The sequence below is a fragment of the Mesorhizobium sp. L-8-10 genome (assembly GCF_016756635.1).
In the GTDB taxonomy this organism is placed as follows: domain Bacteria; phylum Pseudomonadota; class Alphaproteobacteria; order Rhizobiales; family Rhizobiaceae.
The window spans coordinates 2542481-2563522 of sequence record NZ_AP023263.1 but is presented as its reverse complement, the minus strand read 5'-3'; the positions used below and the strand labels follow the sequence as shown (position 1 = coordinate 2563522).

The 21042-nt window shown below is 64.7% G+C and carries 20 protein-coding genes; 16 read left to right on the top strand and 4 right to left on the bottom strand.

Annotation, left to right across the window (positions count from 1 at the left end; all coding sequences use genetic code 11):
- Positions 1-28 precede the first annotated feature (28 nt).
- Positions 29-544: a disulfide bond formation protein B gene (locus JN280_RS12005; protein ID WP_202312412.1), complete on the top strand. Its 516-nt coding sequence runs from the start codon at positions 29-31 to the stop codon at positions 542-544.
- 120 nt (positions 545-664) lie between these two features.
- On the opposite strand, the gene JN280_RS12000 is transcribed toward JN280_RS12005, so the two are convergent.
- Both JN280_RS12000 and JN280_RS11995 read right to left on the bottom strand, forming a co-directional pair.
- The gene (locus JN280_RS12000; RefSeq protein ID WP_202312411.1) at positions 665-1222 is read right to left on the bottom strand and encodes an HNH endonuclease; all 558 of its coding nucleotides are present in this window, start codon (positions 1220-1222) and stop codon (positions 665-667) included.
- 103 nt (positions 1223-1325) lie between these two features.
- Positions 1326-1997: a DNA-3-methyladenine glycosylase family protein gene (locus JN280_RS11995; RefSeq protein WP_202312410.1), complete on the bottom strand. Its 672-nt coding sequence runs from the start codon at positions 1995-1997 to the stop codon at positions 1326-1328.
- A gap of 128 nt (positions 1998-2125) precedes the next feature.
- On the opposite strand from JN280_RS11995, the gene gluQRS reads away from it, so the two are divergent.
- Positions 2126-3001 (top strand): tRNA glutamyl-Q(34) synthetase GluQRS, encoded by an 876-nt coding sequence (gluQRS, locus tag JN280_RS11990; protein WP_202312409.1) that lies wholly within the window; start codon positions 2126-2128, stop codon positions 2999-3001.
- 236 nt (positions 3002-3237) lie between these two features.
- Positions 3238-4113: a DMT family transporter gene (locus JN280_RS11985; protein ID WP_202312408.1), complete on the top strand. Its 876-nt coding sequence runs from the start codon at positions 3238-3240 to the stop codon at positions 4111-4113.
- 34 nt (positions 4114-4147) lie between these two features.
- Here the strand turns inward: JN280_RS11985 and JN280_RS11980 are convergent, their stop codons facing one another.
- On the bottom strand, positions 4148-4999 hold the full coding sequence (locus JN280_RS11980; protein WP_202312407.1) for a YihY/virulence factor BrkB family protein: 852 nt from the start codon (positions 4997-4999) through the stop codon (positions 4148-4150).
- An 82-nt stretch (positions 5000-5081) separates the two neighbouring features.
- On the opposite strand from JN280_RS11980, the gene JN280_RS11975 reads away from it, so the two are divergent.
- From JN280_RS11975 to JN280_RS11940, 8 genes are all read left to right on the top strand, one after another.
- Positions 5082-5915, top strand: a complete 834-nt coding sequence (locus JN280_RS11975) for an SDR family oxidoreductase (RefSeq protein WP_202312406.1) — start codon at positions 5082-5084, stop codon at positions 5913-5915.
- A gap of 34 nt (positions 5916-5949) precedes the next feature.
- On the top strand, positions 5950-6141 hold the full coding sequence (locus JN280_RS11970; protein ID WP_202312405.1) for a twin transmembrane helix small protein: 192 nt from the start codon (positions 5950-5952) through the stop codon (positions 6139-6141).
- A 6-nt stretch (positions 6142-6147) separates the two neighbouring features.
- Entirely contained in the window at positions 6148-6729 is a 582-nt protein-coding gene (locus JN280_RS11965; protein ID WP_202312403.1) for a cob(I)yrinic acid a,c-diamide adenosyltransferase, read from the top strand.
- Between the two features lie 43 nt (positions 6730-6772).
- The gene (locus JN280_RS11960) at positions 6773-7543 is read left to right on the top strand and encodes a rhomboid family intramembrane serine protease (protein WP_202312401.1); all 771 of its coding nucleotides are present in this window, start codon (positions 6773-6775) and stop codon (positions 7541-7543) included.
- 156 nt (positions 7544-7699) lie between these two features.
- A complete protein-coding gene (locus JN280_RS11955) occupies positions 7700-8326 on the top strand; it encodes a LysE family translocator (RefSeq protein WP_202312399.1) in 627 nt (208 codons plus the stop codon).
- Between the two features lie 455 nt (positions 8327-8781).
- Complete coding sequence (locus tag JN280_RS11950) at positions 8782-9531, top strand: electron transfer flavoprotein subunit beta/FixA family protein (RefSeq protein ID WP_202312396.1); 750 nt, start codon at positions 8782-8784, stop codon at positions 9529-9531.
- A 316-nt stretch (positions 9532-9847) separates the two neighbouring features.
- Positions 9848-10777 carry an electron transfer flavoprotein subunit alpha/FixB family protein gene (locus tag JN280_RS11945; protein WP_202312395.1) on the top strand — a complete coding sequence of 310 codons (930 nt, stop codon included), beginning with the start codon at positions 9848-9850 and terminating at the stop codon, positions 10775-10777.
- Between the two features lie 245 nt (positions 10778-11022).
- Positions 11023-11901, top strand: a complete 879-nt coding sequence (locus JN280_RS11940; RefSeq protein WP_202312394.1) for a 3-hydroxybutyryl-CoA dehydrogenase — start codon at positions 11023-11025, stop codon at positions 11899-11901.
- 151 nt (positions 11902-12052) lie between these two features.
- On the opposite strand, the gene tlpA is transcribed toward JN280_RS11940, so the two are convergent.
- Complete coding sequence (gene tlpA / locus JN280_RS11935; protein ID WP_202312393.1) at positions 12053-12736, bottom strand: thiol:disulfide interchange protein TlpA; 684 nt, start codon at positions 12734-12736, stop codon at positions 12053-12055.
- Between the two features lie 33 nt (positions 12737-12769).
- On the opposite strand from tlpA, the gene argH reads away from it, so the two are divergent.
- From argH to JN280_RS11910, 5 genes are all read left to right on the top strand, one after another.
- On the top strand, positions 12770-14170 hold the full coding sequence (gene argH / locus JN280_RS11930) for an argininosuccinate lyase (protein WP_202312392.1): 1401 nt from the start codon (positions 12770-12772) through the stop codon (positions 14168-14170).
- 134 nt (positions 14171-14304) lie between these two features.
- Entirely contained in the window at positions 14305-14508 is a 204-nt protein-coding gene (lptM, locus tag JN280_RS11925; protein ID WP_202312391.1) for an LPS translocon maturation chaperone LptM, read from the top strand.
- 234 nt (positions 14509-14742) lie between these two features.
- Positions 14743-16011 carry a diaminopimelate decarboxylase gene (lysA, locus tag JN280_RS11920; protein WP_202312390.1) on the top strand — a complete coding sequence of 423 codons (1269 nt, stop codon included), beginning with the start codon at positions 14743-14745 and terminating at the stop codon, positions 16009-16011.
- 407 nt (positions 16012-16418) lie between these two features.
- Entirely contained in the window at positions 16419-17207 is a 789-nt protein-coding gene (locus JN280_RS11915; RefSeq protein ID WP_202312389.1) for a hypothetical protein, read from the top strand.
- A gap of 13 nt (positions 17208-17220) precedes the next feature.
- Positions 17221-21030: a Dyp-type peroxidase domain-containing protein gene (locus JN280_RS11910; protein ID WP_202312388.1), complete on the top strand. Its 3810-nt coding sequence runs from the start codon at positions 17221-17223 to the stop codon at positions 21028-21030.
- Positions 21031-21042 lie beyond the last annotated feature (12 nt).

The window sequence follows — 21042 nt, the reverse complement described above, 5'->3', positions numbered from 1 at the left end:
CGCATAGCCCCATCAGGAACCGGACCTCATGACCTCGATCGCCTCCCCAGCCGGACGCCTGCAGACGCTGACCGCGCTGTTCCTGACCGTCGCCATGGCGGCAGTCGTCGGAACGGCCCTCGGCTTCGAGCACATCGGCGGCTACATCCCCTGCAAGCTGTGCCTCGAGCAGCGCATCCCCTATTATGCAGGCGTGCCGCTGATGGCGCTCGCCGCCCTGTCCTCGACGCTCCACTGGCCGGCCTGGGTGACACGCGGCCTGCTGGTCGTGGGCGGTTTGCTGATGGCCTGGGGCCTGTTCCTCGGGGTCAAGCATGCCGGCGTCGAATGGGGCTGGTGGGCCGGTCCCACTGATTGCGGCGCCGTGGCCGCTCCCGTCGACACCGGCGGCAAGGGCGTGCTCGACGCGCTGAACACCTTCGTGCCGCCGGCCTGCGACACGGCCGCCCTGCGTGTGCTCGGCCTGTCCTTCGCCGGCTGGAACGTGATTGCAAGCCTAGCCCTCGCCGCGATCGCCTTCCGCGGCGCCTTCGGGAAGGGGTGAATGGTGAATGGTGAATGGTGAATGGTGACGAGCGGACGCGGCGTATCTCGGCCAGTCAATCACCCATCTACCATTCACCATTCACCATTCACTAGTTCACCATTTCACCATTCACCGGCCTTACGGCTCCAGTTCGACATCCCAGTAGAGATAGTCCATCCAGCTTTCGTGCAGGTAGTTCGGCGGGAAGCGCTTGCCGTTGTTGTGCAGGTCGTGCACCGTCGGCTGGTAGGGCTTCTGCATTGGCCACATCTTGGCCTGTGCCGGCAGCATGCCGCCCTTCCTGAGGTTGCAGGGCGAACACGCGGCGACCACGTTCTCCCAGGTCGTGGCGCCGCCGCAGCGGCGCGGAATGACGTGGTCGAAGGTCAGGTCGTCTGGGGTTCCGCAATATTGGCACCGGAAGCGGTCGCGCAGGAACACGTTGAAGCGCGTGAAGGCCGGATTGCGCGACGGCTTCACATAGGTCTTCAGGCTCACCACGCTCGGTACCTTCATCTGGAAGGAGGGCGAGCAGACGGCATGTTCGTATTCGGCGACGATGTTGACGCGGTCGAGGAACACCGCCTTGATCGCGTCCTGCCATGACCACAACGACAGGGGGTAGTAGCTGAGCGGGCGGTAGTCCGCATTCAGCACCAGAGCTGGAAGCCCGTCGGGTGAGACCGCAACCGTCACGTCCGATTCCCTCCTTTATCCACGAAGCGATCGGCGCCGATATTGTAGGCGGGAGGTGTCAACAATGTGAAGCTGCCGGGATGCCGCGAAGGCCGGCGAAAGCTCACGATTCCACGGATATTTTCAAGCTTTGCGAAGGCGGAGCACCCTCCTTGCCGTTGATTTGCCGATAATAAGCCCAGAAAAGTCTGGACGCCACCCCCCGCCATGGCTGCCATGATTCGGCGATCGCGATCAGCCGTTTCTCGTCGGGCCGCTCCCCGAGCCCCAGCGCATGGCCGACCGCGCTCTGCAGCGCCACGTCGCGCGCGGGAAAGATATCGGGATGTCCGGCTGCGAACAAAAGATAGACCTCCGCCGTCCACGGCCCGATGCCCGGCACTGTGGTCAGGCGCCGGATCGCCTCGGGCGCGTCGAGCGCACACAGGCCGTGAAGGTCGAGCCCGTCGCGCAGCATCGCCTCGGCCAGCGCCGTCAGCGTGCGCTGCTTCGGCCGCGACAGGCCCGCGGTCCGGTAGGCTTCTTCCCCGGCGGCGAGCAGTGCTCCGGGCGTCAGCGGATCGACCAGCGCCGTCAGCCGCCCGAAGATCGCATCGGCGCTCGCCCGCGACACTTGCTGCGAGACGATGATGGAAACGAGGCTGAAGAAGCCGGGCTCGGAAAGCCGCAACGGCACCGCGCCGGCGGCGCCGCGCACCCCGGTCAGCCGGGGGTCGATGAGGCAGAGCGCGTCGAGCCCCTCGTCGATGTCAGACATTGCCATGATCTTGCGCATCCCGCCCCCAGCACCTCTTTCGGGCCGCACCTTGTTCCGGCCTCACCTTGTTCCGGCCTCAGGGGCAAAGTAGCAATCGCCTGTCGCGCGGTTCAACACCATTGCTGACGGAACCTGGCAGGAGACCGATGACATCCGTTTTCCGCTTCGCCCCGAGCCCGAACGGCGAATTGCATCTCGGCCACGCTTTTTCCGCGCTGCTCAACGCGAAGCTGGCAACGGCGGCGGACGGGCGGTTCCTGCTGCGGATCGAGGACATCGACACCACGCGCTGCACGCCCGAATTCGAGGCGGCGATCTATAGAGACCTCGCCTGGCTCGGTCTCGAATGGGAGGAGCCGGTGCGGAGGCAGTCGGAGCATTTCGCCGAATATGGCGCGCTGCTCGAGCGATTGATTCGGGCGGGGCTCGTCTATCCGGCCTTCATGAGCCGCGGCGAGATCCGCGCCCATATCGCCGACCAGGAGACACTTGGACGGCACTGGCCGCACGACCCCGACGGGGCGCCGCTCTATCCCGGCGTGGACAAGCAGCTGTCGAGACGCGAAAGGCGCCGCCGCATCGATCGCGGCGACGCCTTCGCCTGGCGGCTCGACATGGAGGCCGCGCTCGGCGAGGTCGCTCATCCGCTGTTCTGGCGCGAAGCCCGGGACGAGGGCCTGGCCGCGAGTGAGCGCATCGACGCCAGCCCCGAGGACTGGGGCGATGTCGTCATCGCGCGCAAGGACGTTCCGACGAGCTATCACCTGTCGGTCGTGGCCGACGATGCGCTGCAGGGCGTCACCCATGTGGTGCGCGGCCGCGACCTCTATTTCGCCACCGGCATTCAGCGCGTGCTGCAGGAACTGTTCGGCCTCGAGGCGCCCGTCTATTTCCACCACGGGCTGGTGCATGGTCCCGACGGCCGCAAGCTCTCCAAGAGCCTGCGCGACAGCGGCATTCGCGTGCTGCGCGAATCCGGCGCAACCGCCGCCGAAGTCAGGCGGATGATCGGGATCGGGTGACGGCCATGGGCGACGGCACGGCGGCGCTGGCCCAACGGATCAACGGCATTGAGGCTAATATTCAATGCTTTCGCTTTGCCTCCTGTGCGGGCCGGCGCTAAGCAGGTTCCGCAAAGGTGTTCCGCGGTTCTGCTGCCAGAACATGCGGCGAAGCAAGAATCCAAGCAGGCGATTCGTCGGCTTGCCAACGAAAGTCCGCTTAGAGCGGGGCCCGCCCGCTCGAGCTTCCACGTGTCATGATCATCCCGTCCCGCTCCATTCCTCCACTCTTCGTCGTGCTCTGGGCGACCGGGTTCATCGGCGCGCGCTATGCCATGCCCTGGGCGGAACCCTTCACCTTCCTGGCCGCCCGTTTCGTGATCGCCGCCATGCTGCTCGCTTTGCTGCTGGTCGCGATGCGTGCGCGGCCGACGGGCCGGCGTGGCGCGGTCCATGCCATGATCGCCGGCGCGCTGATGCACGGCGTCTATCTCGGCGGCGTGTTCTGGGCGATCCATGGCGGCATGCCGGCCGGGATTTCGGCGCTGATCGTCGGGCTGCAGCCGCTGATCACCGCGGTGATGGCGGGCCTGTTCCTTGGCGAGAAGATCCTGCCGCGCCATTGGGCAGGGCTCGCCACCGGCTTCGCCGGCGTCGTCATCGTTTTGTGGCCGAAGCTCGGCGCGCTCGGCGGCGGCGTCACCGCCGCGACGCTCGCCGCATCGATCGTCGCCGTCGTCGGCATGAGCGCCGGCACGATCTCGCAGAAGCGCTTCGGCGCGGCATCCGATCTCGTCGGCGGAACCTTGTGGCAATATCTCGGCGGCGCGCTGCTGATGACGCTTGCCTCCTTCGCCTTCGAGACGCGCACCGTCACCATCAATGGCGAGCTCATCTTCGCCATGGCCTGGCTGGTCCTGGTCCTGTCGATCGGCGCCATCTTCCTTCTGATGGCGATGATCCGCGAGGGCGAGATATCGAAGGTCGCGTCGCTGTTCTATCTCGTCCCGGCCGTCACCGCCGTCATCGCCTGGCTGCTGTTCGGCGAAGCGCTCAGCCTGGTGCAGATCGCGGGCATGGCTGTGGCGACGATCGGCGTCGCCCTCGCCACCGCCCGGCCGCGCCGCGCCTGAGCAGGGCTTGCCGGCGGCAAGGCCAGGCCGTTCCTCACCCCGCCACCCGCGACCGCGCTTCGCGATAGCGGCTGATGGCGGCGTTGAGCTCGCCGCCCAGGATGAAGATCGCCGAGACGATGTAGAGGAACACCACCGCGATCATGATCGAGGCCAGCCCCGCATAGGTCGTGACATAGGACGAGAAGCGGTCGAGATAATTGGCGAAGATCGTCGAGCCGATCAGCCAGCCGACCAGCGTGAAGGCGATGCCGGGCAGGATACTCACGAAGGAGCGCCGGCCTGACGGCAGCCAGAGATGGACGGCGACCAGGCCGAGCACGATGACGGCCGAGGCGACGACGAAGCGCCACAGCGTGATGGTGCCGATATAGGGCTTTATCCACTCGACATTGGCCTCGGCGATGCGCGCCAGGATCGGCGCGAACACCAGAAGCACGCTGATCGCGACGAAGCAGACGGTGGCGATCACGACGAAGGCGAGGCTCTGCAGGCGCCGCATCACGAAGGAGCGCGTTTCGAAGACGCGATAGGCGCGATTGAGCGCGGTGCGTAGCGCCTCGATGCCGTTCGAGGCGAAATACGCCGCCAGCACGATGCCGAAGGTCAGGAGGTCGGTGCGCGGCACGGTCAGCACGGTGACCACCTCCCTCGCGATCGGCGCGGCGATCTGATCGGGCCAGGTGTCGAAGATCAGATGCACGGCCGTCTCGGCGAATGCTTCGGCGCCGAGGAAGCTGGCCAGCGTCGTGGCGAAGATCAGGAACGGGAACAGCGCCATCAGGGAGGAGATCGCCAGATGGCTGGCCATCGCCCAGCCGTCGTCGTCGTTGAAATGCCCGAACGCGTCCGCCAGCACGCGGCGCAGGGCGACGATCCTTCGCATTCTCACTCCGATTGTATCCTGCCTGCGAATATGTGAAGGCTTTGCGGCAATTGACAAGCATGGGAAAGGGCAGCGGCGCCGGATGGCCGAGTTGCGCACAATCATCGTCACCGGCGCATCCTCCGGCATCGGCGCATACTGCGCCCGGGCGCTGAAGGCCGAAGGCTGGCGTGTCTTCGCCACGGCGCGCAGGGCCGAGGACATCGCTGCCCTCGAGGCCGACGGCATCGAGGCCTTCTATCTCGACTATAGCGAGCCCGCCTCGATCGAGGCCCTGGTCGATATGGTGCTGGCACGCACGGGCGGCACGCTCGACGCCCTCTACAACAACGGGGCCCATGCCCAGCCGGGCGCCGTCGAGGATCTCCCCGTGGCGGCGCTGCGCGACCAGTTCGAGGTCAATCTGTTCGGCTGGCACGACCTGACCCGCCGCATCGTGCCCGTCATGCGCCGGCAGGGTCACGGGCGCATCGTCAACTGCTCCTCCATCCTCGGGCTGACCCCGGTCAGGTTCCGCGGCGCCTATGCCGCCTCCAAGCATGCCCTGGAAGGCCTGTCCCTTTGCCTGCGCTCCGAACTCGAAGGATCGGGCATCCATGTCTCGCTGATCGAGCCGGGGCCGATCGAATCGCGCATCGCCCCCAACGGGCTTGCCTGGTTCGAGAAATATGTCGACCACGAGGCCTCCGTGCATCGCGAGGCCTATCAGGTGCAGTTGAGGCGCCTTCGCGGCGGCGGCTCGAAATCGCGGCTGAAGCTGAAGCCTGACGCCGTCCATGCGGCGCTGCGCCACGCCCTCCTGTCGCCCCGGCCGAAACCGCATTATCTGGTCACCGTGCCGGCGAAGGTCGGCGCAGTCCTCAAGCGCATCTTGCCCGCCCGCCTCTTCTACAGGATCCTGGCGCGGCAGGCGTGAACATCATTCGCAAGCCAGCAGACAGGAAACGCCCATGGCCACCGTCTTCAACATTCTCGCCATCGTCGTCATGGTGGCGGTGGTCATTGTGCTTCTGCGCGGACTTGTGAACATGATGCGGGGCGGTTCGGCCAACACCTCCAACAAGCTGATGCAGGCGCGCGTGTTCCTGCAGTTCATCGCGCTGGTGCTCATCCTGCTCGCCGTCTATTTCACACGCGACTGAGGCATCATGGTCAAGCTGAACAAGATCTACACCCGCACCGGCGACGACGGCACCACCGGGCTCGGAACCGGCGCGCGGCGGCTGAAGTCGGACCTGCGCGTCGAGGCCTACGGCACGGTCGACGAGGCCAATGCGGCGATCGGGCTTGCGCGGCTCCACACCGCCGCCTCCCATCCTGCCATCGATGCCATGCTGGCGCGCATCCAGAACGACCTCTTCGATCTTGGCGCCGATCTCGCCACGCCTGATGACGGCAAGCCGCTCGGCTACGAGCCGCTGCGCATCGTGGCGTCCCAGGTGACGCGCATCGAGGCCGATATCGACGCCCTCAACGCCAACCTTAAACCGCTGCGTTCCTTCGTGCTGCCGGGCGGTTCGCCAGCCTCGGCCACACTTCATCTCGCTCGCACCGTTGCCCGCCGCGCCGAGCGGCTGATGGTGGCGCTCGCCCAGAACCCGGCCGAACATGTCAACCCGGAAGGCATAAGATACATCAACCGGGTCTCGGATTTCCTGTTCGTGGCCGCCCGCGCGGTCAATGACAACGGAAATGCCGATGTGTTATGGGTGCCCGGCAAAAACCGCTGACAGCGCCTGGCCGATCGGAAGGCCAAAAAGTGGAAGGATCTTCATGTTCATCCCGCTCCACGACGCCAACAGCCTCAAGCACATCAAGCTGCAATATGTGACGATCGGCCTGATCGCGGCCAATGTGATCGTCTATCTCTTCACCTCGCTCGGCGGCGACAACTTCTCCAACGCCGCCGTCGTCGGGCTCGGCTACATCCCCTCCACCATCTACGACTTGGTCGAACGGCCGCTCGATCTGGTGATCGTTCCCGACTACGCCACCTACGTCACCTATTCCTTCCTGCACGCCGATCTTTTCCACCTCGGCGGCAACATGCTGTTCCTGTGGGTGTTCGGCGACAATGTCGAGGATGCGCTGGGCCATGTCCGCTTCCTCGTCTTCTATCTGCTTTGCTCGGCCGCCGGTGCTGTCGTGCACGGCATGATCGCGCCGGAATCGACCGCGCCGCTGATCGGCGCCTCCGGTGCCATCGCCGGCGTCGTCGCCGCCTATCTGATCCTTCACCCGCGCGTGAAAGTCTGGATCCTCGCCTTCGCCCGCATTCCGCTGCGCATCCCCGCCTTCATCGTGCTGGCTCTGTGGATCATCTTCCAATTCGTGATGCTGGCCGCCGGCGGCGAGGACCAGATCTCCTGGGCCGCCCATGTCGGCGGCATCATCGCCGGCGCGGTGCTGGTGCCGATCATGCGCCGCCGCGGCGTGCCGCTGTTCGACCGCGAGATCGTGCCGCCGCGCTCGGTCGAGATCGAGGAGCCGGCAACCCCGCGCCCGGTCGAGGCCCGACCGGCGCCCCGCTGGGGACGGCAGTAGCCGCCTCGGGGACGGCAGTAGCCGCCCCGGGGACGGCAGTAGCCGTTCGCTCCCTCGCCCCGACGAAGCGGCAAGGTCAGCCTTGGGCGAGACCGATCATCATTGCCTTTCTGCCCGGACGGTGGCTTTCTTTCGCAGCTACGGAGAAACCGAACGATGATCGACCTGACCACTTTGATTGCCTACGTCGTGATCGTGCTCGGTTTCGTGTTCATCCCGGGTCCGGCCACCCTGCTCACGGTGGCGCGGGCGACAAGCTCGGGAACCAGGGTCGGCATCGCTACCGGGGCCGGCATCGCGGCCGGCGACGTCATCCACACCGTCACCGCGATCGTCGGCATCTCGGCGATCATCGCCGCTTCGGCGCTGCTGTTCAGCATCATCAAATATGCCGGGGCGGCGTATCTCGTTTATCTCGGGCTACGCGCGATCCTCGAAAAGACCCCGGTGGACGGTCTGTCCGGCCTGCTTCCAATCAGCGCAGCCACTGCATTCAGGCAGGCCGTGCTGACGGAAGTTCTCAATCCCAAGACCGCGCTCTTTTTCCTGGCCTTCCTTCCACAATTCGTGCGGCCTGAAAACGGATCGGCAGTGGTCCAGCTCGCGCTCCTGGGCGCGATCTTCGTCCTGTTGGGCCTGGTCAGCACAGTTGCCTTCGCCGTCGGAGCGGGAGGGCTCGGCAATTTCCTCCGTCGCAATCCGGCGGTACTTAAATGGCAGGGCAAGGTGGTCGGAAGCATCTACTGTGCACTGGGCCTCCGCTTGGCCATGCAGGATCGCTGAGGCATGCCCAGCCTCCGCAGGAACCTATGTCGGACCGTCGTGCGGGCCCGGATCGCTTTCACATTCATGGATTCCGGCATGTTCATGGGTTCTGGTCGCGGGGTCTGAACTCGCCGCTTTGTCCCTTCACCAGTTCGGTCGCGGAATTTTGCCCGGCAAACGGACTCTGACCCGACCATCGGCATTGGCCTGATGTCATCGAGGCGGCGAATGAACTCAGTCCGGATAAAACTCACCGTCGGCCTATTCAACCGATTTGCGCCGTCATATCCATATTGACCCCCACGCGCTGCGTGACTAGAGCGAGTTGGTCCCGCGCGCTCCTGAGCCTGACGCCAAGGCGGGCGCGGAGCGATTTTCGTTTTTCGGCCCGTTATGTCGGCATCCGGCAAACGGATCGGGAAGCGCTCTGGTAAAGGGCGCGGCAGAATTCATTCAGAGAGGTGATTGTTCCCATGAAAGTTCTGGTGCCCGTGAAGCGGGTGGTCGACTACAACGTGAAGATCCGGGTGAAGTCGGACGGCTCGGGCGTCGAGCTGGCCAATGTGAAGATGTCGATGAACCCGTTCGACGAGATCGCGGTCGAGGAGGCGATCCGGCTGAAGGAGGCCGGCAAGGTCGAGGAGATCGTGGTGGTGTCGATCGGCCCGGCGCAGGCGCAGGAGACGCTGAGGACGGCGCTGGCGATGGGCGCCGACCGGGCGATCCTGGTCAAGGTCGACGAGGCGGTCGAGCCGCTGGGCGTGGCCAAGGTGCTGAAGGGCGTGGTCGAGGCCGAGACGCCCGGGCTGGTGATCCTCGGCAAGCAGGCGATCGACGACGACGCCAACCAGACCGGGCAGATGCTGGCGGCCCTTCTGGGCTGGGCGCAGGGCACCTTCGCCTCCAAGGTCGAGATAGCGGGCGATCATGCAACGGTGACGCGCGAGGTCGACGGCGGCCTGCAGACGGTCGACCTGAAGCTGCCGGCGATCGTGACGACGGACCTCAGGCTGAACCAGCCGCGTTATGCCTCTTTGCCCAACATCATGAAAGCCAAGAAGAAGCCGCTCGACGAGAAGAGCCCGGCCGATTTCGGCGCCGACGTGAAGCCGCGGCTGAAGGTGTTGAAGACCGAGGAGCCGGGTGGCCGCAAGGCGGGCGTCAAGGTCAAGACGGTGGCCGAGCTGGTCGACAAGCTCAAGAACGAAGCCGGCGTGCTCTGAGGGCTCGGTGCGTCCTTCGAGGCTCGCCCTGCGAAGGACGCACCTTTCCTGCAACGGGCTGCGGGCTCGCACCTCAGGATGAGGACCGTGAGCGCCGAGGGCCAGCCGGGAATGCCGGCAAGGCACCGAGGGTCCTCATTCTGAGGAGCGAGGGCGCCGAGGGTCAGCCGGGAATGCCGGCAAGGCACCGTGGGTCCTCATCCTGAGGAGCGAGCCCGGCAGGAGCTGGACGATTGGACAATTCCCTTGGCGGGCGAGCCTCGAAGGACGCACCCAAGGCAGCAGGCGCTAAGGCGCGCCAGAGAAGGAAACGGAAATGGCTATTCTTCTGATTGCCGAACACGACAACGCCACCCTGTCGGACCAGACCGCCAAGGCACTGACGGCCGCGACCAGGATCGGCGCGGACGTGCATGTGCTGGTGGCCGGCAAGGGCGCCAAGGCAGCCGCCGATGCCGCCGCCAGGCTGACGGGCGTGTCGAAGGTGCTTCTGGCCGAGGCGGCCGAGCTCGAGCAGCGGCTGGCCGAACCACTGGCAGCACTCGTGGTCTCGCTCGCCGGCGCCTACGACACGATTCTGGCGCCGGCGACCTCGTCGGGCAAGAACGTCGCCCCGCGCATCGCCGCGCTGCTCGACGTCGCCCAGGTGTCGGAGATCATCGAGGTTGTTTCATCAGACACCTTCAAGCGTCCGATCTATGCCGGCAACGCCATCCAGACGGTGCAGACGACGGAGCCCAAGCGGGTGATCACCGTGCGCACGGCCTCGTTCCAGGCCGCGCCCGACGGCGGCTCGGCCGCGGTCGAGACGGTCGCTGCGGCGGCCGATCCCGGCCTGTCGAGCTTCGTCGAGAACAGGCTGTCGGAGAGCGATCGTCCGGAGCTGACCTCGGCCCGGATCATCATCTCGGGCGGCCGCGCGCTGGGCTCGTCGGAGAAGTTCCAGGAGGTGATCCTGCCGGTTGCCGACAAGCTGGGCGCCGCGGTCGGCGCTTCGCGCGCCGCGGTCGACGCCGGCTATGCGCCGAACGACTGGCAGGTCGGCCAGACCGGCAAGGTGGTGGCGCCGGAACTCTACATCGCGGTCGGCATTTCCGGCGCGATCCAGCATCTGGCCGGCATGAAGGACAGCAAGGTCATCGTCGCCATCAACAAGGACGAGGAAGCGCCGATCTTCCAGGTGGCCGACTACGGTATCGTCGGCGACCTCTTCACCATCCTGCCCGAGCTCCAAAAGGCGCTTTGACGCCTTTCGGGGAACGGTCGATAGCATCGACCGTTGGAGCGCGCGACCGCGCGTCGCGCCCGTTGGCGCGAAAGCCAAGCGGCCGGAGGGCCGCGCCGGCGATTGAGGCAAGGTGGATGCGATAGCATCCATCGGGGATTGGTATTAAATGTAGTGGCCGGGGTAGACGAAACTACCCCGGCCATCTATTTTTCGCACTGCACAAATTTCGGGCAGGGCGTGCCCTTTTCAGGGGATCGGCGAAAATGAGCAGCAAGATCAAGACGATTGGCATCATCGGCGCTGGCCAGATGGGCGGCGGCATCGCCCATGTCTCGGCGCTGGCCGGCTACGACGTGCTGCTATACGACATCTCGTCCGATCGGATCGAGAAGGGCATCGCCACGATCAGCGGCAACATGGCCCGCCAGGTCGGTTCCGGCAAGCTCGACGAGGCCCACCGCCAGCAGGCGCTGGCACGCATTTCCCCGGCCGCGATAGACGGCCTGGCTACGGCCGACCTGGTGATCGAAGCCGCGACCGAGGACGAGACCGTCAAGCGAAAGATCTATGCCCAGCTTTGTCCGGTGCTCAATCCGGAGGCGCTGCTGGCCACCAACACCTCTTCGATCTCCATCACGCGGCTGGCCGCCCAGACCGACCGGCCGGAGCGCTTCATCGGCATTCATTTCATGAACCCGGTGCCGATCATGAAGCTGGTCGAGCTGGTGCGCGGCATCGCAACCGAGGACGCGACCTTCGAGGCGGCCAAGACTTTCGTCCAAAGCCTCGACAAGACGATCACCGTCGCCGAGGATTTTCCGGCCTTCATCGTCAACCGCATCCTGCTGCCGATGATCAACGAGGCGATCTACACGCTCTATGAGGGCGTCGGTTCGGTCGAGGCGATCGACACCGCCATGCGGCTCGGCGCCAACCATCCGATGGGGCCGCTGCAACTCGCCGACTTCATCGGCCTCGACACCTGCCTGTCGATCATGCAGGTGCTCCATGACGGCCTGTCGGATTCGAAATACCGCCCCTGCCCGCTGCTGGTGAAATATGTCGAGGCAGGCTGGCTCGGCCGCAAGACCGGCCGCGGCTTCTACGACTATCGCGGCGAGCATCCGGTTCCGACGAGATAGAAAATGCGAATAGCGAATAGCGAATAGCGAATAGCGAATAGCGAATAGCGAATAGAATTCGATTCTTCGGAAGCGGCTACAAGACGTTTTTTACTTTTTCCCTATTCGCTATTCGCTACTCGCTATTCGCTGTCTTCCTACTCGCTACTCGCTATCCTCCAATTGCTGTCCCAATCAGCTTCTTCGCATCATCGCTCGCCCACTCAGCCGGGCCGTTCATATTTGCCAGCAGGCAGCCTTCTGGGTCGATGAGAAGCGTCACCGGCAGGCCGAGCGCCAGGGCACGCTTCTTCAGGTCCTCGAACACGCCCATGGTCGCATCGCGATAGTAGCCGAGCGCGGTGACGCCGGTCTCGCCGAGGAACTTCTTCGGCTTGGTGTCGTCGCCGGTATCGATGTTGATGGCGACGACCTCGAACCTGTCGCTGCCCATCTCCTTCTGCAGCGCGTCGAGCGCCGGCATCTCCGCGCGGCAGGGCGCGCACCAGGTCGCCCACAGATTGACCAGAAGCGTCTTGCCGGCGCGATCGGCGAGCGTCATCGGCTTGCCGTCCGGCCCGTTGAAGGAAAGGCCCTTCAGCGATTGTGGCGGATCGGCCGGCAGCATGGCCGCGACCTGGCCGACCGCCGCGCTGGCGAGCGCCTTGGCCTTGTCCGCCTTCAGCGCGCAGGCCTTGTCCTCGTCCGTCGCGGCGAGGCTCGCCGCCGCCGGCTGCGCATTGTTGCCAGATGGGGTTTCGCTCACGTATACCGCCACGGCACCGGCAATGGCGCCGGCGGCAACGGCGAGCAAAATCAGGCGCGTGGCCGGGAAGAGCTTTTTGCCGTCTGACATTTTTCTTTTTCTCCGTGCGCGCGGGTTATCACGATGAACGACAAGAAGGCCAGCAACCAGATGTGGGGCGGACGTTTTGCCTCGGGTCCGGCGGCCGTCATGGAGGCGATCAACGCCTCGATCTCCTTCGACAGGAAGCTCTACGCCCAGGACATCCGCGGCTCGCTCGCGCATTCCGAGATGCTGGCCGAAACCGGCATCATTTCGGCCGAAGATCAACAGAAAATCGCTCACGGGCTGAACACGATTCTGAAAGAGATCGAGGACGGCGACTTCACGTTTTCGACACGGCTCGAGGACATCCACATGAATGTCGAGGCGCGGCTGGCCGAGCTGATCGGACCGGCTGCCGGACGGCTGCACACCGCCCGCTCGCGCAACGACCAGGTGGCCGTCGATTTCCGCCTCTGGGTGAAGGAGGAGCTTCAGCGCACGGCCGGGGCGCTGAAGCGGCTGATATCAGCCTTCCTCGACAAGGCGGAGGCCCATGCGGCCACGGTGATGCCGGGCTTCACCCATCTCCAGGCCGCGCAGCCCGTCACCTTCGGCCATCATGCCTTGGCCTATGTCGAGATGTTCGGCCGCGACCTTTCGCGCGTGCGCGACGCGATCGGGCGCATGGACGAAAGCCCGCTGGGGGCAGCGGCACTCGCCGGCACCGGCTTCCCGATCGACCGTCACCACACCGCCAGGGCGCTGGGTTTCCGCGAGCCGACGCGAAACTCGCTGGACAGCGTCTCGGACCGCGACTTCGCGTTGGAGTTCCTGTCGATCGCGGCGATCGCGTCGACCCATCTGTCGCGGCTGGCGGAGGAGATCGTCATCTGGTCGACCCCGCAATTCGGCTTCGTGCGGCTGTCCGACAGTTTTTCGACCGGCTCGTCGATCATGCCGCAGAAGAAGAACCCTGACGCGGCCGAGCTGATCCGCGCCAAGACCGGCCGCGTCAACGGCCATCTCATCGGCCTGCTCACCGTCATGAAGGGGCTGCCGCTCTCCTATTCCAAGGACATGCAGGAGGACAAGGAAGCCGTCTTCGACGCCGCCGAGACGCTGGAGCTGTCGCTGGCCGCCATGACCGGCATGGTGAGCGACATGACGCTCAACGAGGCCGCCATGAAACGCGCCGCCGGCGCCGGCTACTCCACCGCGACCGACCTCGCCGACTGGCTGGTGCGCGAGGCCGGCCTGCCCTTCCGCGAGGCCCATCACGTCACCGGCCGCGCCGTGGCGCTGGCCGAGGCGCGCAGGATCGGCCTGGAAAAGTTGCCGCTGGAGGAACTCAAGTCGCTGCATGCCGGCATCACCGACGACGTCTATTCCGTGCTGTCGGTGCAGAATTCGGTGAAGAGCCGCAAATCCTTCGGCGGCACCGCCCCCCAGGAGGTCAGGAAGCAGGTCCGCTACTGGCGCAAGCGCCTGAAGAACGCCTGACCCGGGGGAAATACATCGTCAGGAAAATCTCCCCGGAGCAGTTCCGCCTCCCTGTGAAGGCACTACGCTCCGTCACTTGATTTTCGGGCCGATGCACTAGAGAAAGGCAACGGATGGATCGGGACGGACGCTTGATGACCGGAAGCAGGATTTTTGTCGGCCTTGTGCTGATCGCGGCTCTCGGCGTCGCCGGCTGTGGCCGCAAGGCCCCGCTCGACACGCCCTACGAGGCTGGAATGCAGGCGCGAAGGGATGCCGAAAGGGCCGGCGAGCCGCTGCCGCCCGCGCCGGAGAAACCGAACCTGAACAAACCTTTCGTGCTCGATCCGCTGCTTTGAGTGTATCCTAGCCTAGGTGTCGACCGTGAGACCCTCCTCTGGCCTGCCGGCCATCTCCCCCTCAGGGGGGGAGATTCCCTCGCATCGCCGACGTTCGTATCCTGGCATCGTTTGCAGGGCATGGCCAACGTCGGAGCTGCCCATCTCCCCCCTTGAGGGGGAGATGGCCGGCAGGCCAGAGGGGGGTGGCCTCGCATCGACCTGCAAATCCCCGCTTCCCCAAGGCCCAAGACCGTGAACCATTTCGACTATCGTGACGGCGTGCTGCACGCCGAGGATGTGGCAATCCCGGCGATCGCCGCTGCCGTCGGCACGCCTTTCTACTGCTATTCGACGGCCACGCTGACCCGTCATTATCAGGTCTTCTCGCGCGCCTTCGCCGGTCTCGACGCGCTCGTCTGCTATGCCATGAAGGCCAATTCGAACCAAGCGGTGCTGAGGTCGCTGGCAAGGCTCGGCGCCGGGGCCGACGTGGTCTCGGAAGGAGAGCTGCGGCGGGCGCTCGCCGCCGGCATCCCTGCCTCGAAGATCATGTTCTCGGGCGTCGGCAAGACCGCGCGCGAGATGGATTTCGCGCTTGCCGCCGGCATCCACTGCTTCAATGTGGAATCCGAACCGGAGCTCGAACTGCTCTCTGCCCGCGCCGTGGCGGCGGGCAGGACCGCGCCGGTGTCGCTGCGCATCAACCCCGATGTCGACGCCAAGACCCACAAGAAGATCTCCACCGGCAAGGCCGAGAACAAGTTCGGCATCGCCTGGCAGCGCGCCCGCGCCGCCTACGCCCGCGCGGCCGAACTGCCCGGCATCAAGGTCACCGGCATCGATACCCATATCGGCAGCCAGATCACCGAGCTGCAGCCTTTCGACGACGCCTTCGCCCTGCTTGCCGAGCTCGTCGACACGCTGCGCGCCGACGGCCACGCGATCGAACATGTCGATCTCGGCGGCGGCCTCGGCATCCCCTACCGCACCGACAACAGCCCGCCGCCGCTGCCCGACGCCTATGCCGAGATCGTCAGGAAGCACGTGACCAGCCTCGGGCTGAAGGTGATCTTCGAGCCCGGCCGCCTGATCGTCGGCAATGCCGGCATCCTGGTCTCGGAAGTCATCTATGTGAAGGAAGGCGACGCGAAGAATTTTCTGATCGTCGACGCCGCGATGAACGATCTGATCCGGCCGACGCTCTACGACGCCTTCCACGAGATCAGGCCCGTGGTGCTGCCGGCCGCCGACACGCCGCGCATGACCGTCGACATCGTCGGCCCGGTCTGCGAGACCGGCGACTATCTGGGCCACGACCGCGACCTGCCGCGGCTGGCGCCGGGCGACCTCATCGCTGTCGGCACCGCAGGCGCCTATGGCGCGGTCCAGGCCGGCACCTACAATACCAGGCTGCTGGTGCCGGAAGTGCTGGTCGACGGCGACCGTTTCCATGTCGTGCGCCCGCGCCCGGGCTATGAGGCGCTGATCGGCCTGGATTCCCTGCCCGACTGGCTGGCATAGGCGGGTCCCCGGCACCACGGTCCGCCCGGCGGAGCACAAAGCATATCTGTCTGAAGCGAGCGGCGGCTTCGGGAAAAAGCACCTGCGCCAAACCAGGAGCCTGCAGCTTATCGCGCCTCTCCTTTTTCATGCGATAGGCTGTAAGTCTCAGCCGTCGCGATGACCGCCGCCAAGCACACCGCACTTCTCGCGGCGCAGAAATCACACGCACCACTCGATAAATACAATCCTTATTATTTATTGCTTAAACCGAAGTATAATCTTACTGTATACCTTTCTAAAGCATGCCTCCCGAATTTGGGTACCGGTTTCGGGACAAAGACATGCGTCAAATCAAAGACCTACAGCATGTTGGGCAAATCCGTTTTCACGCAACACGCTGTAGAAAAGCAGTCAAAGGCTGGGCCATGCCTCTCAAGCCCCTCGACTTTGCGACTTCCAAGACTCTCGGTGGCGTCACCGAGATCGCCGTGCTTGCCCCGATCCGCCGGGGAAGGATCCCTGGAGAGCGCCGCACCTATGAAGAGCGCCTGCGCTTCGTCATCTCGACGATCCAGAAGCGTGTCGAACAGGGGATTCCGATCGAACTCGACAGGGTTCACTCGATTCACTTCGGCCGGTTGATCATCATCAGGCCGGAACAGTATCTCGTCTATTCCGACCTTCCCGGTATCGCCTATGAAAATGACTGTCCGGGTGGTGAGCCTGCTCCGTCGAGTTCGTCGTTCAAGATACCGCAGCCGATCGACGACTATCTCGAAACCGAGCGAAGTCGGACTCCTGAAAGGCTGGAACTGCGTTCCTGGCTGCTTACCCTGGTCGCTTTCGATGGCGACCTGAAAGTCTATTTCAGGGAAATAGCGGAATTCGTCGACAATGAATTCGACAATGTCTTTCGCAATTGCGAGGACTTTCCCTCGACGGACAATTTCGAGGCATTCTGGGCCTGGGTTCGGCGCTACCAGATCCGGTGCGACCTGTTCTACACCCGCTATCCGAACCTGTCGGTTGTGCGCATCAGGCAACTTGAAGAGTTCAAGCGGCGATTCGACGCCTTCGTCGCCAAGGTGAGGACGCCGACCGGCAAGCGGACGGCCTCGATGGACGAACTGTTCGACGAATTCCTGCGCGAGAATCAGCAGCACGCCAGCGGTTTCCCGACAGCGGCAGGAACCTACGAGACTGGAGACTGCTGACGGGGAAACGATCATGGCGGATGATCCGCACATTGCTGCTTCAGAATCCTTGGCCGATGCGGTCCAGGCGCATATCGGCAGGGCGTCGAGATTCGCGGACGGCAAGACCCGCACCTGGTCCTTCTTCTTCTTTTTCCGCATCCTGACGCAGGCGGAAGTCCGTCAGGACATCCGCCGCCTCAAGCAAATCAAACCCGGCGATTTGGACGCAAACGCCGCCGTCGTCGAAGAGATCGCCCTGTCCCTGGCCGATCCGGCCCTGATGAATGCCGGCGTTGTCGAGCAGGAGTTGATCGATTGGGACAAAAGGGGGAACGTCCCGCGGGACGAGGAAGAATGCGAAGGCGCGCAGGCCGCGCTCGCTCCCGACATGCCGGCGCAGCTCTTCCTCGACTGGCTTCACCTGATTGCCGAAGCCGACACCACCAGGCTTGTCCGGACGTTTGAGCTGCTGCTTGGCTGCGCGGGGATCTCCGTTGCGGATCCTTTGCCGGCAGGGGACAAACAGGACACCCTGATCGAACAGATCCTGGACAACGCCGTCGGCGGGAACCCGTCCGAACTAGCCGAGACGCTGGGGGTCCTTGCCGACCGGCCGGGAGGGCTCCAGCAACTGGCAGCGGCGTTGCTCCCCGCCCTGAGCGACAATCCGGCAGCCGTTCGCGCCCTCTTGCAGGCGGTCGCGGGCGCGATCGTCGGGCAGCCCGTCAAGTCACGGCTTCTGCCTGAACTGCTCAGGACCATGGTCGCCGCCTTCATGAGTATCCTGCAGGATCGGGAAGCGTTCGAAAGCGGTTTCCTGGCGTTTGGCCACAATGCGGCTTCGGCGGGGGCGAATGCCCTGGCGGGCGGATTGCCGTCGGTCTGCCTTTACGAAATGCTGCGCCAGTTGGCGCCGGCCCATCTGACCGTCGACGGCAGGAAACTCGTCGGCATAACGCGAAGCGAGCGCGCCGAAGACGATGTGCCCAAGCCCGGAATGTTCGATCGGCGCTGGGACCCGGCCCCCATCAACATCGCTTTCACGCACTCCGGGCTGGCAGCCCTCAAGCTTGACCAGGCGACGCTCGCCTCTTTCCCGGACGCGTTCAGGGAAGGCATGGCCGCTCGTGCGGAACGTCTCGGCGACACCGGGCAGAGCGCGCCCGAATTCTGGGAAGGTCCATTGGGACTGAAACGCCTGCACGGATATGTCACGGGCGGCTATCTCGTGGGGGAGGAGAGCAATCCGGCCGATCCCGCCCTTTGGCAGGCACTGCGCGACGATGCGCACGCCTTCAATGCCCGATCGGGCGACTGGGGCTGGTTTCTGAGATTGATCCTGAACCTGTTCTTCAGGCTGATCGGCATGGAACTGCTGCATATCGAGATCGGAGAGGACCCCTATGACGCGCACGGTTGCCACGGCACAAGCGGGCCGACCTATCGCAAGGAACATTTCGGCTTCCGCGACGGCATAAGCCAGCCCTTTGTGGACATGCGCCTGGGCGATACGGCGCGCGGCGGTGGCACGCCGGGGCGCAATCGCACCTGGATCCCGGTCGCGCCCGGCGAGATATTTCTCGACGAGCCCGACGAGGACGGCAATCTTCATCAACAGCCGGCTCATCCGCTGTTGCGGCGCGGATCCACCTATCTCGTGTTCCGCAAGCTCGAGCAGGACGTCGCCGGGCTTCGCATTTTCCTTGCCAGGCAGCGCCCGAAGGACAAGGAGGCGCAGGAGAAGCTCGTATCGCAGTTCATGGGCCGCTGGAGGAACGGCACGCCCCTGGTCCTGTCGCCGGACGCGCCCCTGGAACTCGGGCGGGATCCGGACGGCCAGATGAACGACTTCCTCTACGCCGCCGACGATCCGGACGGCCGCAAGTGCCCCCTGGCCGCGCATGTAAGAAGAACGAATCCACGCGATATCGGCGGCTCGAACGACGTCCGCCGCCACCGCATCCTGCGGCGTTCCATCAGCTATGGCGGCCCCTTCCTGAAGGAGGGCGCCCTTGGCGACGGCAACAAGCGCGGTCTTCTGTTCGTCGCCGCCAATGCGCGCATCGACCTGCAATTCGAAGTGGTCCAGGCCGTCTGGATCAACAAGGGCGAATTCCTCGGCCAGGCCGGGTTGGCGCACTGTCCGATCGCCGGATCCAATCACGGGCGGCCAGGCGACATGTTCCTGGAGGCGGATGCCGTCGCCCCGATCACCGGACTGCCGCGCTTCGTGACGACCCGCGGCGGCGACTACTTCTTCGCGCCCGGCCTGCCCGGAATCAAGGCCATCGCCAACGGCAACAAGTTCCCCATCGATCCGTGCGATTTGCCGTTCAAGGGCTACAGCATGGGGGATACCAGAACGCCCGACCTTTTTGACCGCGATCGGCTCGCCTCCTATGGACGCGCGATCCTGTCGGGGCAGAAAACCGCGGTTCGGGTCGAACCGCCGGGTCCGCCCTCTCCTGGCGATCCCGCGTCCTCGCCCGTCGTCTTCGTCGCTCGCCACGCGGATGTGAAGACGGTCCTCAAAATGCGCCTGAAAGGCAAGAAGAAGAAAAAAGAGAAGATCATTCATTCGGTGGCCCACTACCGCGATGCGGGTCGGCGTATCAGTCGTTACGGCGACATCCTGATCGGCACCGAGCCGGGCTCGGAAACTGCCGAGACGCGCTGCCGCATGATGCGCATTCTCGACACTTGCTGGAAAGATCTCGACGATGCTGTGGGCGCACGTCGCCGGCTGGCCCGGATCGCGGATCGCCAGATCCTCTCGACCCTTCGCCGCACGGGACCTTCGCGCCGCATCGATCTCGTGCATGACCTCGCAACCGAAACGGCCTACGGTGTGATCGACGACTTGTTCGGCGTGCCGGGCCCTGATTGGCTTACCGAACTCGCCGTCGCCCTGCCTTTCTCGAAGCGGCATTTCGGCGAGATCAGTCCGGAGTGGCTGTCCGCGCTCGGCGCGCAGCGACCGGACAATCCGGGGCTCAAGACCATGCAGGTCTGGGCCGTTGCGGTTCTGTTGGACCTGGTCGCAAACCATCGCCTCCAGGAGGAAGTCAAGGGGATCTCCCTCAAGGCCGGAACCGAATTCCTCGCGCATATCGACCTCATCCTTGAAAAAGCGAGATCGTCTCCGCCGCCGCGACCGCAAAATCTGGTCCACGCCTTCGTCCACAAGGCAGACTATTTCGTCGAGGAGTATGACTATACGAAGAAGGACTACTATTCCGACGTCCGCATGCTTCTTCTGGAGTTGACGGGAACGACGATTGCCGTCGTTCCGATGGCCTTCGGGGCGATCATGGGCGCCCTGTTCGACTTCGGGATCGATCTCGCCGACCTGCTCGCGCTCTTGCGCCGGAAGTCAGCGGACAGCGCTGACGAGGCCGTCCACCGGATCATCTATGAGACGACCCGGCTTCGCCCGATATTCGAGATCCTCATGCGCCGCTGCGTGCAGGACGATGCATTGCCCAGCGGTGCCGTGGTGCAGCCGAACGAATGGGTTGCCTCGCTGATCGGAGCCGCGAACCTGGATCCGCGCAGGCATGAGCAGCCGCTCCTGTTTTCGCTCCACCCCTACCTTCCCGGACCTCCCCGCCCGCTCGAGGACTTTCTGCTGTTTGGCGCCGTCGGCGACGATGAGAAGGTCCATCGCACGTGCTGGGGGCGGGACCGGCTCGCCCTTTATCTATTGCAGAGATGTCTGCTGGCAGCAGGGCGTCTCGACAACCTGCAGAGGGTAGCGGGACCGGCCGGCGAGCCGAAAACGATGCTCAACGTGATCGTCGGCCTGACGGCGCGGTTCGATAAGGTACGGCCGGAACCGTAGCGGTCTCCTGCC